The organism is Paenibacillus sp. 4624 (assembly GCF_050435065.1).
GTDB classification, from domain to species: domain Bacteria; phylum Bacillota; class Bacilli; order Paenibacillales; family Paenibacillaceae; genus Paenibacillus; species Paenibacillus amylolyticus_D.
Genome location: NZ_JBNDJR010000023.1, coordinates 1 through 17593, shown reverse-complemented (window position 1 = coordinate 17593; position 17593 = coordinate 1). Strand labels below are relative to the sequence as shown.

Here is a 17593-nt window from a genome sequence, read left to right as displayed (position 1 = left end):
AGGCTCTTGTCCTCCCGTTGGGGAGACAAAAGCCTCTTTTGGTATGCATTACAAACATCATCCTGCAGACGACGTTGCAGCAGATTATTACGTTCTCATTTTCTCAAAAGCTTCGTTGTACTGCTCAGCTTCTTTGATGTCTACCGATGTAATGCCGCCTTCATCCCAAGACGTAAGACGCAATGTAACCGTTGTATAATCAATAGTAATAAAAGGGTGATGATTGAATGCTTCCGAAATCGCAGCGACTTCATCTACAAAAGCAATCCCTTTCATATAGTTAGAAAACACAAATTTGCGGACAATCCACCGTCCCTCTTCCAGTTCCCAGCCTTCCAGCCTTCCCAGATGAGCTTCGACTTCCTCTTGCGTAAAAACCATGCGTTATCTTCCTCCCCATATGATGAGACATCGCGGACTTACATCCACATGACCATCGGCACCTTTGCATGCTGCCCATACAGCCTTAAAGGCAGGCCACCGCCCAGCGGCGCCTTTTTCATGAGTATCATCTTACCACGTCAAAGCACCAAAATCCATAGAACAGACGGCTCAGTGCCTTGAAGCGCAAGGTTTTATCGTCGCTACATTTTTTTTAAATTAGAGGTACAAAGGTTAGCTCTTCTTCTCCGATCAAAATATGAATCCGGTGTTGGTCTTTATCATGGATCACCACACCGCTTCCAACCGGAATGACGGATTCCTCTCCAAGCGCGTAGAACAAATCCTCAGCCAGCGCTTCGTCCACCTCCAGCTGTTCCGGCTCCCCTAGTCTCCCCCACTCTTCTGCATCCATTTCAAAGAAAACATAGCGATCCGGGATGCGTCCAATAGCCACCGTTAAATCTGTCAATATTCCTTCATAATCACGTCCATGCTTTACGCCCATTGACTTTTCACTCCCACTCACCTTGTAAAAGGCGGATTTGATCTTATTATACCTGAAAATAACCCTTAAAAAAAAAGCCCCTCTGGTCGATAAATACTATACATGACCGTTTCATTCGTTTTCAGCAACCATGGAGGTTGCCAAACATGCAACGGATTGCGGCACAATGTTCGTCCGGAAGCCCGAATTCTGCCGCTTGAAAGGATTCAATTTTATCTCATGGATGAGGTGTATGATGGAAATTTCAACGATTATCGGACTAGTTTTAGGTTTAGTCTCCCTTGTACTTGGTATGTTTCTGAAGGGTGCTCCGCTGGTCAACCTCGTTAATAACCCGGCAGCATACGTTATTATCTTCGTTGGTACGGCAGGAACCATCTTTATGGCGTTTCCTATGTCTGAAGTTAAGAAGATTCCGAAGTTATTCGGTATCCTTTTCAAAAAGCAACAACTGATTGACCGCGTTTCTCTGATTGGCACATTTATGGACTGGGCTTCCACTACCCGTCGTGAAGGTTTGCTCGCTCTGGAATCAAAAGTAGAAGAGATCGATGATCAGTTCCTTCGCAGCGGCATGCGGATGATTATTGACGGTAACGATCAGGAATTCGTCAGTGATGTACTGATGGAAGATATTCATGCAACCGAAGAACGACATCGCGGCGGCGCACTGATCTTCGCTCAAGCGGGGATGTATGCACCAACACTCGGGGTTCTCGGGGCCGTTGTAGGTCTGATTGCGGCACTCGCCGACCTTAGTGACATGGAGAAGCTCTCTCATGCGATTGCAGCGGCATTTATTGCAACCCTTCTTGGTATCTTCAGTGGTTACGTGTTGTGGCACCCGATGTCCAACAAGCTGAAGCGGATGTCCAAAAAAGAGATGGAGATCAAGTTGATGATGGTTGAAGGACTCTTGTCGATTCAATCTGGCGTATCTACTATTGCCATCAACCAAAAGTTATCTGTATTCCTGACACCTTCCGAACGTAAACAACTGGAGGAGAAGGAGGGATCATCAGGTGAAAAAGGGTAAAAAACACGAACCGCACGAAGAGCATATCGATGAGAGTTGGTTGCTTCCCTATTCCGACTTAATGACCTTGTTGCTCGCCTTGTTTATCACCCTGTTCTCTATGAGTTCACTGGATGCAGCCAAATTCGAGCAAATGGCCTCCGCACTAAGCAGTGCACTCAACGGAGGGTCCGGCGTTCTGGATCACTCTTCAATGAATCCAACAGACTCCAGCACAGATCTAGGCAAAAACAAGGATATACCGAAGGAAATCACAAAGAAAACTCCTGCGCAGATTACAGATGCCCAGATGGCCCAAAAAGAACAGGAAGATCTAGAGAAGCTCAAGAAGCGACTCGACAAGTATATTGCTCATAATGGACTATCAGACCAGCTAAACACGAAGCTTAACCAGTCTGAGCTCAAGATCACCATCAGTGATAAAGCGCTGTTCTCCTCTGGGCGAGCAGACGTGAAGCCTGAATCACGTTCACTGGCCAAGGCGATCTCCAGCATGCTGCAAGAGTTCCCTGAGTACGAAGTTGTCGTATCCGGTCATACAGATAATGTTCCCATTTCCAATAACCAATATAAGGATAACTGGGATTTGAGTGCAGATCGTGCTCTGAACTTTCTGAAAATCCTGTTGCTGAATCCTCAGCTTGATCCTTCCAAGTTCACACCTAGCGGATACGGGGAGTATCATCCAATCGCCAGCAATGATACAAACATCGGAAGAGCACAGAATCGGCGTGTAGAAGTGTCGATTATCCGGAAGTATCAAAGTAACAATACGAATGTAAAATCCGTGAGTGGCGGCAACTAGCAGTCCTCAGCACGGAATGAGTGTAAGACCGTTCTCCATGAAACTGAAGGAGAGCGGTTTTTCTCTTTTTTGAGACGCGGGCATACGGGTATCCTTCTGTATTTAAACTAAAAAAGCATTGCCTCCTCTTACAAGGAAACAATGCTTTTCATTCACGCCAACGCTAAGGCAAGCCTTTGCCCCATTCATACTCAGCATCCCTTATTCCAGCGAATAGTCCAGTAAACTGCCCAGTTCTGCTTTTTCAGCAGATGTAAGCTCCCGCCATGTTCCTGTTGCTTGCTCTCCAAGATGAATGTTCATGATACGAATCCGTTTCAGCTTGCGAACCTCATATCCGAATGCACTGCACATCCGCCGGATCTGACGGTTCTTGCCTTCCGTCAGAATAATACGGAACACACGGTCTGTCATTCTAGTTACGGTGCAAGGCAACGTCATTTCCCCTAGAATTTTAACACCCGTACTCATTCCCTTAAGGAAGCTCGGTGTGATGGTGCGATCCACCGTCACAATATATTCCTTTTCATGACGATTTTCTGCTCTCAAAATCCGATTCACGATATCCCCATCATTCGTCATCAGAATCAAACCTTCCGAATCCTTGTCTAGACGTCCGATCGGGAAGATTCGTTCATGATGATTTACAAAATCAACGATATTTCCCTGAATATGTTGCTCTGTTGTACTTGTGATTCCCACGGGTTTGTTCAGCGCGATGTACACATGCTTTTTCTTCTCGCTAATCGGCTTCCCGTTAATTCGAACATCATCGCCTTCTTCTGCTTGACTGCCGAGTTCCGCCTTGATGCCATTAATGGTCACCTGACCACTTTCAATCAATTTGTCGGCTGCTCGGCGGGAGCAATAACCTGTCTCACTAATAAACTTATTAATACGCAAAAGGTCATCTCACCTCATCTAGTTCTCTTCATCTGGTTGTTGTTCTTCCGCTGATGGATCTGCCTCCTGTAACTGTGTCTGCACTTCAGAAGCCGGCAGTTCAATAATGACAGTGGTTCCCCTATTCATAACACTCTTAATATCCATCATGCCCTTATGGGATTGAATAATGCGCTGACTTACCATGAGGCCGAGTCCTGTGCCGGATTCTTTATTCGTGAAGAACGGCTCCCCAAGCTTTGGCATCATTTCTTCTGGGATGCCGATGCCTTCATCCTTAATTTCAATTCTAACCCGGTTGGCCTGCTCATTAACCTTCAGCTTGATATGGATGCTTCCTCCATTCGGCATAGCTTCCATACCGTTTTTGAGGACATTGATGAATACTTGCTTTAACTGATTCTCTTCACAGTGTACCATAGCTGAATCTGATGATGCATGCAGGACAAACTCAACCCCGTGCAGATGAGCCTGACTATCCAGCAGTGAAATAACATCTCCAAGAATGAAACGAATATCTCGTTCTTGAAAATGAACCGCTTGCGGCTTGGCCAAGATCAGAAACTCTCCAACAATTAAGTTGATTCGGTCTAACTCGGATAACATCAGATCGAGATGACGATGGTTTAGCTTGTTGCTTTCCTGTTGCAACTGCAAGAAACCACGCAGTGTCGTCAGTGGATTACGGATCTCATGGGCTACTCCGGCGGCCAGCTGTCCAACTGTCGTCAGTTTCTCCGACCGTCTAAGTAGCTCTTCCATTCGATTACGGCTTGTAATATCTCTTGAGACACTGATGAGCGCTGTAATCTCACCAGCTTCGTCGCGTACAGGTGCTGTACTCACACTGACTTCAACACGGGTTCCGTCTTTTTTCATCCAGATCGTTTCGTTAGATGTAATCGACATGCCTTCAATAAGCTGTGCATGCTGTTGCTTCATTTCCTCTTCCGCCTCAGGAGGAATAATCTTCAGCAAGCGTCCTTGCACCTCACGGCTGCGGAAACCATATAATTGCTCAAATGCACGGTTAACCCGTAGCACTTTTCCTTCAAGGTCTGTTATATGAATTGCATCTGCTGTTTGATTAATGATAGACTCCAGATGCTCCTTCACTGCCCGGTTCTCTTCATACATCTGTTTCAGACGACTTGTATAGTGACCGAGATTGCGAATCATCGCATTAATCCGGTTGGCAAGCTGTCCCAGCTCATCCTTGCGCTTAATCTTCAGACGGAAATCAAAATGCCCATCCGCCACATCATTCACCTTACCCAAGATTGATTGGATGGGACGTGTAATGTAACCAGCAAGCAAGTAACTGCCAAAGATCACAATCTCCAGCAAAACCAGAGATATCGAAGCATGGCTGACCAATTGTTCAGATACCATCGAGGATATTTGTTTGTAATCCATGACAATACTGATCACATAGGAAGATTCATTCGGTGTGAAAATTGGAATAAAACTTTTCAAAACCTTCTGATCATGTGTTTCGCTCACAAAGGACACATTCTGCCCTGTGCGAACAGCTCGTACCACAGCACGATGGTCTTCATCTACCGAGCCATACTGATATGTACCAAAACGGATCGGTCTGTTGTTCAGTTTGCTAAAGTTGATATCTCTTCCATCATCGCTCATATCCGGGCTCGCAAACGTCAATGGATTAATACCTGTAATCTCCAAAATGGAGGGATTGACTTCACGGATTTTAGTTAAGATTTCATCCGGGCTAGAGATCTTCACATAGTCATCTACTTCAGTATTATTATAGAAGGGGTTGATTATGTAATTTCTCTTTCCATCATGGTAATAACCCCAGATATCAATATCTGTAGGACTGGAGGTCGAATACTCGAAACCATCTGACCAGAAATGATCCAGCTTCTGCCCTTCGGGAATTGTTACCTGATGCTTCTCAAATAACTGCTTAAACGCCTGATACCAGTACGTCATTGATTTCGTGGAGAGCCCAATCTCCCTTGGATCAGAGGACCGGTTAACCACGATGTCATCATCTGTCTGTTCCAGGAGTGAGATATGAGATACACCTACTTTTTTACTCAAACGAACCAGTTCTTCATTGGTAATGTTCTTGATGTCTGGATCTAATTCTTCTGCTGCCATAATAGAAGCAAGCCACAGATTGTTTCCGATCTGTCTTTTTACATAATCTGCACTGTACTGATTCTGTTCGACAGAAATTGCGATTTGCTTCGCTGTGAGTACCATCTTGTTCTCACTATCCTGCCTCAGATTCTCTTCTGTAGTATAATAACTCAGTGCGATATTTAATACCAAAATAACAAGCACCGAGCACGACATAATCATGGATAATTTCGTTTTAATAGACAAATTTGTTCTTCACCTCTCGGCTTATGCCCTCTGGCGATATATGGCAAAACCTATACCCATCATAACGCTTGTATGACTATTTGAAAAGGATAATCGCCCTTTGCCCGAAAGTTACCACTCTGGCTAAATAGATCGAATATTGTTGTTTGTTCACTTTTACATGAAATGTATCACTTAATTTGTCCACAAATCCACAGGGTTGTGGATAGTATGTTCATAACTATGTGATTAACTAATAGTTATCCACATTTCTGTACACAACGTGTTAACAACCCGAATGTCTGTTCGCTGAATAAACGTTAATGAAGGGAGTTTTACACCTATGAATGATGATTTTCACCAGCCTGATTTTACGGCATTGACTGAGGAAGAACTGCATGAATATTGGATGAGGCAGGCTATTGCAGAAGCCCACAAAGCAGAGGCACTTGGTGAGGTACCCATCGGAGCCGTAATTGTACGTAACAATGAGATTATCGGTCGTGGGTATAATCTGCGGGAAACCACGCTCGATTCTACTGCCCATGCGGAGATGGTAGCCATTCGTGAGGCAAGTGCGGTTATTGGAGCTTGGCGCTTACTTGACTGTTCACTGTACGTTACTCTTGAGCCTTGTCCAATGTGTGCCGGTGCGATTGTGCAATCCAGAGTTCCACGCGTGATCTTCGGTACCGCTGATCCCAAAGCAGGCTGTGCAGGGACACTAATGAATTTACTCCAAGAACCACGCTTCAACCATAGAACCGAGGTTATCCCTGATGTTCTCCGGCCGGAGTGTTCTTCCATGCTGACGCAATTTTTTAGACGTTTACGTAAAAAATAATAAAAAAAAGTATAAGAAAGGATGTTTACTACAATGGCACTCACACTATATGATACAGCTCATGGCATAAGTCTTCGTTTAATCACCACCCAAGATGCACAAACCTATCTTGAACTGATTGAACTTACCCGCATCCCTTACCAAGCGGTTGAACCGGTTCGCGAAAATGATTTTTACACACTTGAAGCTCAAACCCGGAGGATTGAGGATCGCATGCGAGCCGCTGACGAGGGTACCGGTTACCAGTTTGGCATCTTCGCGATTAAGGATGACCTTCTCATCGGGCAGGTTAGTCTGAACAATGTCGTACTCGGCGTTGCTAACTATGCAGATATGGGTTACTTCATCCATCCGGACTATCAAGGCGGTGGCCGAATGACTGCAGCGGTGAAGCTGGCTGTAGCCTACGGGTTTCGTGCTCTGAAGTTAAATCGGGTGCAGGCCGCTGTACTGCCATCAAACGGAGGTTCTAAGCGGGTACTGGAGAAAAACGGATTCCAGCCTGAAGGGATCGCTCGTAAATATTTGAAAATTAATGGAATCTACCAGGATCATCAAATCTACGCTGTGCTTGCCGAAGATTTGCACGATGAATCGCAGCGCTAAGCCCATTTGCCTTGCCTCAGTTATTGTTCTAAATAATAAACACCACACCATTCCTTATGAACCTCAGTAGTACGGTATTTATACAAATAAAACCCGCCTGGATACTAGCAGGAAAAGAGCATTCTCTGCTTGAGTATCAGGCGGGTTTTATTCATAGATCAGGTTTAGATCTTAATATCCGTAAGAGGAGTTCATCAGTTGCTCAAACTCTTCCATTGTAATTACATCGTCACCCGTCGGGATGTTGATTTTGAATTCAGGCTTTTCGTTAATCTTAGTGTATGTGTTCGAACCAGTGAAGGCCAATTTCATTTCGTCTTTGGTATCTTCCGGTTTGATCAGCATGTCAGCGACCATTTTTTGATAAACTGGGAAGTCGTTTTTATCCAACGCAAAATCGATGTTGAATGTGTTGATTGTCAGAACGTCTTTCAATTTATCCAGATCTTTAGCCATTTCAGCTTGATCTGTTTCAGAGATTTTCAAATCTTCTTTGGCTTTGTCGATATCTGCTTGGCTCAGTTGCAACATATCTCTGTACTCTTCTTTGGAGACAATATCCATCACTTTAGGAAGCGCTTTGGTTACCAGTACAGTAACAGCTTCTTTCACATTGTCATTGTTTACAGTGAACTGTACGACCTGCTTCGCATCTACACCTTCAGGCAACTTTGCATCTTTGGTATCGAGGTTTTTGAAGAACTTGGCTTCATCATACTCACCCAGTACCGCATCCATGATTTCGTTGCTCAGCTTTTGTGTTTTGGCAGCGTCCAGTGCATCAGGGTTAAATTCAGTACCCTCTTGCTCCGCCAATTTTTTCAAGTCAAATTCAATAAATTTGTTCACCATATTTTCCGGAATCGGGAAGAATGGGATGTTTGGAACTTTTACATACAATTTCTCTTTCGTCATCACCATAGGAATGTTAAAAGTCATCCCCATATCGCCTTTAAGCTCGATGCCAACGGTCATCTCTGTCTGCATTGGCTCGCTTTGGTATACACCTGTGACATTCAGTTGTGCGTCTTTCAGCATGCTCATAAACTGGGTGATGCTTGGATCTGTCTGCGATGCATCACCAGGTTTATAGCTCAACTCATTAATCGTAAAGTTGGAACTCATTTCGTACGAAGTTAATTTAGAAGCATTTGCTGCAGCTGTCTTCAATGCCTCTTTTGGTTCTTGCTTGCTACTACATGCTGTTAAAGCCAAAGATACGGTTAACAACAACGTAAGAAGAAGCGCCCCCATGCGTTTAGTCATTTGTTTCTCTCCTCTCGTGATAACCCCAAAAAAATAATTCAATACCAATGATATACCATCTCGACCGATACTGAAACCTAATTTGGGAAAATTGTGATTTTTCCTCTTTAAAATGGCTAGAAAGACCTATGTCAGGTACGGGATGATCTGACTGCTAGTCTTTCCATATGTATGAATACGCAAAAGCCCCCTGTTAGGTAACAAGGGACTTTTGAAATGAAGTGATTTTTTTATGTTTCATACTTATTTTATGCACGATAACATTACATTACAGGTTACCCCTCCGGATTTAGATGATCCACATGGTTCTGATTCTTCACTTTTTTAGAGCCAGACAATGGTTCCTGCATGGAAGAACGCTTGGATGAATGACGTTGCTGATGGTTATCCTGAGCTTCGGGTACAGGAATTGCTTTTGGTTTACTCATATAAGTGCCTCCTCATCATAAGTTAGGAATGAGATGGATCTCTATCTTCCGTTTTGTCATGATTTAATGCATCCTGATGGCGGCGATCATTGGAATCTTGCTGTAGTTGCTGCGCATGATGGCTGTTAACTACAGTCTGTTCGAGATCTTCAACAACATTTTGCAGGTTTTTATCCACGTCTGATTTGGCTTTAGTCATTCCATTCGACCCCTTTTGGTTCGTGTTAAGATTTCGTTATCGATTGCAGTGACTGAGCACACTCGTGAATGTGCCGAGTGTAATCATGCGCAAGTTCCTGAATCGGCTCTGTACGCTCATCCGTTGCCCGTCCATCTCGTTCCACGTCAACTAGCTCTACACTGACCTCACGGGAATCAACATAGTGGCATTTAAAATCAAAAGAGTACATTTCGTGGCCTGCTGTTGCAATGTGTATTCGAATCGCCTGATGATCTGCTTCGTCTGCCATAACCTGTGCCTGGTCACCCACATTCAAGACTTGAGGCAAACGCTCCTGCCAAGCACCTACAAGTTCGTTCTGATCAATGTTTAGTTCGCGGTTCATCTTTACCACCTCCACTTCTATAACGTGCGGAGAAGACGTTGTTTTTATGCATGAATAACTCTACCCATATCCCATAAATTTCATTGAAAAATGATTACAAATTTAATTGTGCATGGTACAATCATTTCATTATTGTAGAGTTAGGGGGGAATCATCTATTGAGAGTTGCCACAGGTATCATCTTCGCATTTTGGCTTGTATTCATATTCTTTAAGTTTTTGACAACACAACCTTTAGATTATGATGGAGAGACTAGACGTATTTTAAGCGGAGGACTAATCTTCGTTCAGTTCATTGCATGGGCTTTTATTTTCACGCTACCATTCACAACCTTTTCAATTCTAGTCATAGTAGAAGTGATAGCTTTGTTATTAGCAATAACATATGAACCGGGCTATTCGGTCCTTGCGGTCGTTAACCTAATCTTCCTTATTATGAGTTTTGCTGCACATAAAGAGTTGCAGAAGAAAATAGCAGTGTCTAAAAAGCAAGCCAAAACTACATAGGTTTCGTTAAAAGGCATACCTTTCTAGGTATGCCTTTTATTATCTTTATAACATGCGCCTACGAGTCCTCCCGTTAGATTTATCTCTAACGGTCACGAACACAAAAAAACGCACCAGACCGCTGTTCAACAGTCTAGTACGTTTCAATCATAAGCGCCGTAAAGCCTTATACGGCGTGTCATTTGAAAGTTATGGCGGAGAGGGTGGGATTCGAACCCACGTGGGCTTGCACCCTAACGGTTTTCAAGACCGCCCCGTTATGACCGCTTCGGTACCTCTCCAAAAAATATTTTATAAACTTGCCACGAAAATTATCATACCATAGATTAATGATTGAATGCAAGTTTTTTTTATTTAAATTTTATGCTAAAACCGGATTTTAACAACCTACAGCACTTTAACACATCATCCATCCCACCCGCCATCCTCAAATGGCGAATGGAGTTAAGATGATTTGTTCATTATGCTATCTCAAACATCACACTATTTACGGCGAGCAATGACTTCAATTCCGCCCATATAAGAACGCAATGCTTCAGGAATGACTACTGTACCGTCTTCCTGCTGGTAGTTCTCCAGAATGGCTGCTACCGTACGTCCTACTGCCAGTCCAGAACCGTTAAGTGTGTGTACGAATTCAGGTTTTGCCTTAGGCTCTCTGCGGAAACGGATATTGGCACGACGTGCCTGGAAGTCTTCGCAGTTAGAGCATGATGAAATCTCACGGTAGGTGTTGCTCTCAGGCAGCCACACTTCAATATCATATGTTTTAGCCGAAGTGAAACCCATATCAGCCGTACAGAGCGTCAACACGCGGTAAGGCAAGCCTAGAAGTTGCAGTACACGCTCTGCGTTTTGTGTCATTTTCTCCAGCTCATCATACGATGTCTCTGGTGAAGATAGCTTGAGCAACTCCACCTTGTTGAACTGATGCTGACGGATCAAGCCGCGAGTATCCCGTCCAGCCGAACCAGCCTCTGAGCGAAAACAGGAACTATACGCGACAAAATGCTTCGGCAGATCATCGGCATTCAAAATCTCTTCACGGTGGTAGTTCGTTACAGGTACTTCTGCTGTTGGGATTAGATAATACTCGGTATCTCTAAGCTTGAACAGATCTTCCTCGAACTTCGGCAACTGGCCTGTTCCAAACAAGCTGTCCCGATTCACGATATATGGGGGCAGAATTTCTTCGTATCCGTGCTGATCACTGTGCAAATCCATCATAAAGTTAATCAGCGCACGCTCCAGACGCGCTCCAAGTCCTTTATAAAAGGTAAAACGGGAACCTGTCACTTTGGCTGCTGCTTCGAAATCAAGGATGTCCAGCTCCTGTGCAATCTCCCAGTGCGCTTTGGGCGTGAAAGAGAATGAATTGGGCTCTTCCCAACGGCGAATTTCAACATTATCCTCTTCGGATGTACCCACAGGCACACTTTCATTTGGAATGTTAGGAATCGCCATCGTGAGGTCGTTAATTTTAACCTCAAGCTCGCGTACTTCCTCATCCATCGCTTTGATTCGATCGGAGACCTCACGCATCTCGACAATCAAATCATCGGCGTTCTCACGGTTCTTCTTCAGTCTAGCTACTTCTGCGGAAACGGTGTTACGACGGCTCTTCAGATTCTCACTCTCCTGAAGCAATTCCCGTCGCTTTGCATCGAGCTCCGTAAACCCAGCAATCAGATCGAGCGATTTGCCACGATTATTTAATGCCTCTTCTACACGTGCATATTCATTCCGCAATATTTTCACATCAAGCACTGCGTACCCCTCCTAATAAACCTACATTATAGAGCCTCACCTCAGGCTCGTTCTCGATACTTTCAATTAAAAACACAATAATATCTATTATAACCTACAATGTGCCAATAACCGAAAAAACAACCTATGTCCCCGGTTGCCACCTCCGCTGCGATTCCGCTATGCAGCAGTTACAAGCAACATGAGGCATCCGTCCAGATGCAGCTACCACAGCAGCCTAGAACAGACAACTGAGGAGTGCTCCGATGACCGGGAGATCATAGGTTGTACATCGTACTTTATTTTGCTTCTACCGATTGTTTATATGTCCTTGCCATGTCTACAAAGTAAGCATGTAGACGGTAGTCATCCGTCAACTCCGGATGGTAGGAACAAGCCAGTAAATGACCCTGGCGTGCTGTCACAATCTCATCTTTATACGTAGAAAGAACCTCGACCTGTTCGCCAACGCTCTCAATTAACGGAGCACGTATAAATACAGCCCGTACCGTCTCTTCAATCCCTTTTACAGGCAGGTCTGTCTCAAAGCTCTCTTTCTGTCTCCCAAATGCATTACGGGAAACGGTCATATCCATAAGCTCGAGATGGGCTTCTTCTTGACCTTGAATATGCTTGGCCATAACAATCAGACCTGCACAGGTACCGAATACCGGCTTTCCAGCTGCGGCGAAGGCGCGAATGGCTTCCATGAACCCATACTTGCGCATGAGCTTTCCGATGGTTGTGCTCTCTCCACCCGGCAGAATCAAGCCATCCAGCTCCTCTAACTGCTGAACCTGCTTAATGGCTACGCCTTCAGCTCCAGCACGTTCAATACTGCGCATATGTTCTGTAACAGCACCCTGAAGTGCCAAGACGCCTATCTTCATGTCTGAATTCCCCTTCTCTTACCAGCCGCGATCCTGCATGCGCTCGGAAGGTGCGAGTTTGGAAATTTCGATGCCTTTCATTGGTGCTCCGAGGTTTTTGGAAACTTCGGCAATCAATTTATAATCGGTATAATGTGTTGTTGCTTCAACGATTGCACGTGCGAACTTCTCCGGGCTGTCCGATTTGAAAATACCGGAACCTACAAATACGCCGTCTGCTCCAAGGTGCATCATAAGTGCAGCATCTGCTGGAGTGGCTACGCCGCCTGCTGCAAAGTTAACCACTGGCAATTTCCCGTTCTCATGCACATCAAGCAAAAGCTCATAGGCAACGCCCAGGTTTTTAGCTTCAGCATACAGCTCGTCTTTTGACATATTGGTTACTTTTCGAATTTGGCCGTTGATGAAACGCATATGACGTACCGCCTCAACAATGTTACCAGTTCCCGGCTCACCTTTTGTACGGATCATAGATGCTCCTTCACCGATCCGGCGAAGTGCTTCACCCAAGTCTTTCGCTCCACATACAAACGGTACAGTAAACTCATGTTTATCAATATGGAATACTTCATCCGCAGGAGTCAGTACTTCACTCTCATCCAGGTAATCCACACCCAATGACTCAAGTACTTTAGCTTCTACATAGTGACCAATACGTGCTTTGGCCATAACAGGGATCGTCACAACCTTCATTACTTCTTCCACAATCGTTGGATCAGCCATACGAGCCACTCCGCCTGCTGCGCGAATATCGGAAGGAACACGCTCAAGTGCCATTACCGCTGTTGCACCTGCTGCTTCCGCAATTTTCGCTTGCTCAGCGTTCATGACATCCATGATTACGCCGCCTTTTTGCATTTCAGCCATACCTCTTTTAACGCGTGATGTTCCCGTTTCCATATTCCAAGCCCCCCGTAGTGTATGTGTTGTCTCCCATTTTTCAATAAGCATAACAACGCTTCTATTCAGATGAAAGAACCTTAGACTTTTATACTGTAATACGTAGAATTCTAACTTGATATTTTACCGGAAAAAGCGCAAATATACAATCCACTCATGCAGTATTAGTTTGTATTTTTCGATTAAAACAAGTTTTTGATTCCATCAAACAGATCCACGAAGAAGTCTTTGATTGCACGGAAGAATAGGCGGAACCAACCGCCCTTCTCAGCTTCTTCGGCTGTAATCAGGTTTACCGTTTTTTCCTGAGGTTCCATTCCCTCTGCTTTATAGGTGTAAGTAACCGTACCAACCTTAGTACCCGCTTTGATTGGTGCGACCAGTTTATCCGCTTGCGTTACACTTGCTTTGAATGTCACATTCAGGTTTTGAGTTCCTTTAGGCACAACAAAACTCACTGCATTATCAGTTACGACAGGAACTGTCGTCTCTTTCCCTTTTTTCAGAGGTACCGTTTCCCAGCCAGTCACTTTACTTTTTCCTGCAACAGCCTGTTTCACTTCAAAATTATCAAAGCCATAGTCCAGCACTTTTTTCGTTTCTCTAAAACGTGCCGATTCGGAATCCGTGCCCATCACCACGCTGATCAAACGCATGCCGTTACGTTCAGCCGTACCCGTAAAGTTATTGCCTGCATTGCTCGTATGGCCTGTTTTCATCCCATCCAGACCTTCGTAAGCGTAGCTTTTGAAGTTGGTTATATTTTTATTCGCTTCCAGCATCCAGTTATAGTTGATAATAGGTGCTTTGTCATTAGGACGGAACTTGTAGGATTGAATCGTTGTAAAATCTTTGTAGTCGGGATGATCTCTGACGATATATCTGCACAAAATAGCAGCGTCTAAAGCGGACATTACCGTTTCCTTGTCTTCTGCTGGACGGAATTCAGCTGGCATGTCTGCACGATCAAGACCAGTAGAGTTTATGAAATGGGTATCCTTCATACCCATCCGTTTCGCTTCTTCATTCATCAATTTCACAAATTCGGCTTCCGAACCCGCAACATATTCAGCCAAGGCAACTGTCGCATCATTGGCCGATCCAACAGCCATGGCGATATACAGGTCTTTAACCGTATGCTGGTCACCTTCGGCCAGGAAAATGCGTGATCCGATACTTTTAGCTGCGTTCTTACCCACCGTGACTACTGTATCCCAGCCAAACTTCCCCTGTTTCACCTGTTCTGCAACAATATACTCTGTCATCATCTTCGTCATACTCGCTGGCGGCATTGCCTTATCCGCATCAACTGACAGTAAAATCTGGCCTGTGGAAGCTTCCATCAGGACTGCTGATCTTACATCAAGACCAAGCGAGTCTACTGAAGGGATACTGACGGCCTTTGCCGGCGTTTTCGTTGTTGTAGCTGCCGCGGTCAAAACCTGACCAGAATCGCTTGCTGCTGCCATAACAGGCATCACTGCGGACATGCATAGCATGTTAATGAGCATAACAGAGGCTACGCTCTTTTTGAGGATCTGACGTTTCTTTTTATTCATGTGTTTGACTTTCAATGATGAATACTCCCTTCGATCTGAAGCTTCTGAATGATGCCTCAGTGCAGCTCAAGCTGCTATTTTCATAAATCCCCGTCAATGTGTCAATGGATATGTGGTTCTCTGCTGAATGCGCTATATCGAAATGAGCAAGTTCGTTGCTCTAATGTTCAGATCAAATGTCACTTCGCTCGCATCTTGCTGAATGCTTATCTTATGTAAAACATAATAAACATTCTCTAGTAGGATAAGTCATAACAAGCTTACCTTGAATCGTATAAAAAAGTTCATGGATCACGTCAAAAAATCGCCGCAACGCCCAGATCCATCCTTGGACGGCCACCGCTTGTTCTATTCTATCACAGGGGTATCCGCAAAAAAAGACAAGCCCGGCGAAAATCGCCGAGCTTGCCTTGGAAATCATTAACTCTCTTCGGATTACAACGAGTAGTTAGGTGCTTCTTTCGTAATCTGTACATCATGCGGGTGGCTCTCACGAAGACCAGCGCCTGTAATACGGATAAAACTTGTGTCATTCCGCAATTGATCCAGATTGCTCGTTCCACAGTATCCCATACCCGAACGCAATCCACCGATCAACTGATGAATGGTATCAGACAAAGGACCTTTGTAAGCTACGCGGCCCTCAATGCCTTCAGGAACCAGTTTTTTGTCATCATCCTGGAAGTAACGGTCTTTACTGCCTTGTTTCATTGCAGCCATCGAACCCATACCACGATATACTTTATAACTGCGTCCTTGGAAAATTTCCGTTTCTCCTGGACTCTCTGCTGTTCCTGCAAACAGGCTTCCCAGCATTACGGCATGAGCACCCGCAGCAAGAGCTTTGGTGATCTCGCCAGAGTATTTAATACCGCCGTCAGCAATAATAGGTACGCCGTATTCACGCGCCACGCTTGCACAATCATATACTGCTGTAACTTGAGGGACACCAATACCTGCGATAACACGAGTTGTACAGATGGAACCAGGTCCGATCCCTACTTTAACAACGGAAGCCCCTGCTTCAATCAGATCACGTGTGGCTTCACCTGTGGCAACGTTGCCTGCAATGATGGTGAGCTCAGGGAAACGTTCGCGCAGCTTGCGAACCGCTTCAATAATGTTAATATGATGACCGTGAGCTGAATCCACTGTAATCAGATCGACTCCCGCTTTGACCAGAGCGTCTGCACGTTCAAAAGTATCTTTCGAGATGCCAATGGCTGCACCAACTAAAAGACGACCTTGCGCATCCTTCGCAGCTTGCGGGAACTGAATTGCCTTCTCGATATCTTTAATCGTGATAAGTCCCTTCAATGTGTTGGACTCGTCCACCAATGGGAGTTTTTCAATTTTATGCTTCTGTAAGATGCCTTCTGCCTCTTGCAGTGTTGTACCGACAGGAGCTGTAACCAAATTCTCACGGGTCATGACTTCACTAATCTTGATGTTGAAATCATGGATAAATCGCAAGTCACGGTTTGTCAGAATCCCTACGAGCTTCTGATCTCCTTCAACGATAGGCACACCAGAAATCCGGTATTTTGCCATAACTGCCTCAGCATCAGATACCAGATGTTCAGCTGTGAGTGAGAAAGGATTGGTGATAACACCGCTCTCCGAGCGTTTAACCCGATCCACTTCTTCAGCTTGTTGCTCGACAGACATATTTTTATGAATAATACCAATACCGCCTTCACGCGCAATCGCAATCGCCAATGTCGCTTCAGTAACAGTATCCATCCCTGCACTAATCAGAGGAATGTTCAATTTGACGTTATCGCTCAAACGAACGGATACGTCTACTTCTTTAGGCAGTGTCTCGGATTTCCGTGGCACTAGCAATACATCATCAAAGGTGAAGCCTTCCTTACCAAATTTATCTTCCCACACGCAAGTGTTCCTCCTTAAGTTTGCTCAGCTTTACCGACCAAAACCCGAAGATTCCAGGCTGTATTGTATGCCGAAAATTCGTTTTCTGAAAATATATTATTGTCCATCTTAGCAAAGCGATATTTAGAATGTCAAGGGAAACTCCTTGGAACAATTAGTTGTGCTTCCCCTTGTACACAACTGTGTTCCTTACGTGGACAAGTCTTGATAATATAACAAAAAAGCGCCCTTTCATTTAGATCGGTACGCCTGCTTTTTTTGTTAATGTAGTTTAAGTATTCCTTGATTGAAGGTTTTTATGTTCTTCACTAATTTATTAAAAATATAAAAACCACCACCGAACATCATCGGCAGTGGTTCTTTGCTTGGCGGCGTCCTACTCTCCCAGGACCCTGCGGTCCAAGTACCATCGGCGCTAG

General features: G+C 44.7%; 18 protein-coding genes and 1 tRNA gene. 5 read left to right on the top strand and 14 right to left on the bottom strand.

From position 1 onward, the window contains the following. Nucleotides 1-87 precede the first annotated feature (87 nt). Nucleotides 88-381 carry a 4a-hydroxytetrahydrobiopterin dehydratase gene (locus ABIE27_RS29875; RefSeq protein ID WP_123067161.1) on the bottom strand — a complete coding sequence of 98 codons (294 nt, stop codon included), beginning with the start codon at nt 379-381 and terminating at the stop codon, nt 88-90. A gap of 214 nt (nt 382-595) precedes the next feature. Next, on the bottom strand, nt 596-889 hold the full coding sequence (locus ABIE27_RS29870; RefSeq protein WP_090924883.1) for a hypothetical protein: 294 nt from the start codon (nt 887-889) through the stop codon (nt 596-598). 235 nt (nt 890-1124) lie between these two features. Here ABIE27_RS29870 and motA point away from each other — a divergent pair, with 235 nt between their 5' ends. Continuing rightward, nucleotides 1125-1925 (top strand): flagellar motor stator protein MotA, encoded by an 801-nt coding sequence (gene motA, locus ABIE27_RS29865; protein WP_123067162.1) that lies wholly within the window; start codon nt 1125-1127, stop codon nt 1923-1925. Further along, nucleotides 1912-2730 (top strand): flagellar motor protein MotB, encoded by an 819-nt coding sequence (gene motB, locus ABIE27_RS29860; protein WP_123067163.1) that lies wholly within the window; start codon nt 1912-1914, stop codon nt 2728-2730. Before motA ends, motB begins: the two co-directional genes overlap by 14 nt. Before the next feature lie 201 nt (nt 2731-2931). Here the strand turns inward: motB and rluF are convergent, their stop codons facing one another. Next, on the bottom strand, nt 2932-3633 hold the full coding sequence (gene rluF / locus ABIE27_RS29855; protein WP_123067164.1) for a 23S rRNA pseudouridine(2604) synthase RluF: 702 nt from the start codon (nt 3631-3633) through the stop codon (nt 2932-2934). Nucleotides 3634-3651: 18 nt separating this feature from the next. Then, nucleotides 3652-5991, bottom strand: coding sequence for an ATP-binding protein (locus ABIE27_RS29850; protein WP_123067165.1), 2340 nt, complete (start codon nt 5989-5991; stop codon nt 3652-3654). A gap of 322 nt (nt 5992-6313) precedes the next feature. On the opposite strand from ABIE27_RS29850, the gene tadA reads away from it, so the two are divergent. Together tadA and ABIE27_RS29840 are read left to right on the top strand one after the other, a co-directional pair. Next, nucleotides 6314-6814, top strand: coding sequence for a tRNA adenosine(34) deaminase TadA (tadA, locus tag ABIE27_RS29845; protein WP_123067166.1), 501 nt, complete (start codon nt 6314-6316; stop codon nt 6812-6814). A 33-nt stretch (nt 6815-6847) separates the two neighbouring features. After that, nucleotides 6848-7420 carry a GNAT family N-acetyltransferase gene (locus ABIE27_RS29840; RefSeq protein WP_429352155.1) on the top strand — a complete coding sequence of 191 codons (573 nt, stop codon included), beginning with the start codon at nt 6848-6850 and terminating at the stop codon, nt 7418-7420. 171 nt (nt 7421-7591) lie between these two features. Here the strand turns inward: ABIE27_RS29840 and ABIE27_RS29835 are convergent, their stop codons facing one another. From ABIE27_RS29835 to ABIE27_RS29820, 4 genes are all read right to left on the bottom strand, one after another. Further along, nucleotides 7592-8686, bottom strand: coding sequence for a hypothetical protein (locus tag ABIE27_RS29835; RefSeq protein WP_429352154.1), 1095 nt, complete (start codon nt 8684-8686; stop codon nt 7592-7594). Nucleotides 8687-8961: 275 nt separating this feature from the next. Continuing rightward, nucleotides 8962-9114 (bottom strand): small acid-soluble spore protein P, encoded by a 153-nt coding sequence (locus ABIE27_RS29830; RefSeq protein ID WP_123067169.1) that lies wholly within the window; start codon nt 9112-9114, stop codon nt 8962-8964. Nucleotides 9115-9136: 22 nt separating this feature from the next. Continuing rightward, entirely contained in the window at nt 9137-9313 is a 177-nt protein-coding gene (locus ABIE27_RS29825; protein WP_192895168.1) for a hypothetical protein, read from the bottom strand. Between the two features lie 25 nt (nt 9314-9338). After that, on the bottom strand, nt 9339-9680 hold the full coding sequence (locus tag ABIE27_RS29820; protein WP_123067170.1) for a hypothetical protein: 342 nt from the start codon (nt 9678-9680) through the stop codon (nt 9339-9341). 158 nt (nt 9681-9838) lie between these two features. On the opposite strand from ABIE27_RS29820, the gene ABIE27_RS29815 reads away from it, so the two are divergent. Then, entirely contained in the window at nt 9839-10186 is a 348-nt protein-coding gene (locus tag ABIE27_RS29815; protein ID WP_123067171.1) for a hypothetical protein, read from the top strand. Nucleotides 10187-10378: 192 nt separating this feature from the next. Here ABIE27_RS29815 and ABIE27_RS29810 read toward each other — a convergent pair. The 6 genes from ABIE27_RS29810 to guaB all read right to left on the bottom strand — a co-directional run bounded on the left by ABIE27_RS29810 (nt 10379) and on the right by guaB (nt 17174). Further along, nucleotides 10379-10467, bottom strand: a tRNA-Ser gene (locus ABIE27_RS29810). Nucleotides 10468-10669: 202 nt separating this feature from the next. Beyond that, nucleotides 10670-11953 (bottom strand): serine--tRNA ligase, encoded by a 1284-nt coding sequence (gene serS, locus ABIE27_RS29805; protein ID WP_429352153.1) that lies wholly within the window; start codon nt 11951-11953, stop codon nt 10670-10672. A gap of 278 nt (nt 11954-12231) precedes the next feature. Further along, on the bottom strand, nt 12232-12822 hold the full coding sequence (pdxT, locus tag ABIE27_RS29800; protein ID WP_429352152.1) for a pyridoxal 5'-phosphate synthase glutaminase subunit PdxT: 591 nt from the start codon (nt 12820-12822) through the stop codon (nt 12232-12234). A gap of 18 nt (nt 12823-12840) precedes the next feature. Next, a complete protein-coding gene (gene pdxS, locus ABIE27_RS29795) occupies nt 12841-13722 on the bottom strand; it encodes a pyridoxal 5'-phosphate synthase lyase subunit PdxS (protein ID WP_024628815.1) in 882 nt (293 codons plus the stop codon). 182 nt (nt 13723-13904) lie between these two features. Then, nucleotides 13905-15281 carry a D-alanyl-D-alanine carboxypeptidase family protein gene (locus ABIE27_RS29790; protein WP_429352159.1) on the bottom strand — a complete coding sequence of 459 codons (1377 nt, stop codon included), beginning with the start codon at nt 15279-15281 and terminating at the stop codon, nt 13905-13907. Nucleotides 15282-15716: 435 nt separating this feature from the next. Continuing rightward, nucleotides 15717-17174 (bottom strand): IMP dehydrogenase, encoded by a 1458-nt coding sequence (guaB, locus tag ABIE27_RS29785; protein ID WP_090924897.1) that lies wholly within the window; start codon nt 17172-17174, stop codon nt 15717-15719. Nucleotides 17175-17593: the final 419 nt, after the last annotated feature.